This is a genomic window from Nocardiopsis salina YIM 90010, from assembly GCF_000341025.1.
Classification (GTDB): domain Bacteria; phylum Actinomycetota; class Actinomycetes; order Streptosporangiales; family Streptosporangiaceae; genus Nocardiopsis; species Nocardiopsis salina.
This window is the reverse complement of the sequence record NZ_ANBF01000200.1, coordinates 1-283: the sequence shown is the minus strand read 5'-3', so window position 1 is coordinate 283 and position 283 is coordinate 1. Positions and strand designations below refer to the sequence as shown.

Below are 283 nucleotides of genomic sequence, written 5' to 3'. Positions count from 1 at the left end.
CCCGCCGCTGTGTGCTCGCGCCGGTGGAGCTGCTCACCGACGCCGTGGCCCGACGGCGCGCCTCGGCACCCGCACTTCCCACCCCCGAGGGGGCCTCCTCCCCCGAGTCCGTGCTGTCGCGGGCGCTGACCGGCCCGGATCCGCGCGTGGAACAGGCAAGCGCCGATCGGCTGCGCGGTCCGTTGCGGCGGTGGCGCTCCCGGGTGCGGGGCGCGGGCAGGGCCGAGCTGCTGTTCCTGCTGCGCGAACCCGAGGGCGAGGGCCCCCAGGTGTGGTCGGTGGA

General features: G+C 77.7%; 1 protein-coding gene. It reads left to right on the top strand.

Annotated elements, in window-relative coordinates:
* Window positions 1–283, top strand: a 283-nt coding sequence (locus D474_RS29725; RefSeq protein WP_040704262.1) for a hypothetical protein, incomplete at both ends; no start/stop codon positions are given.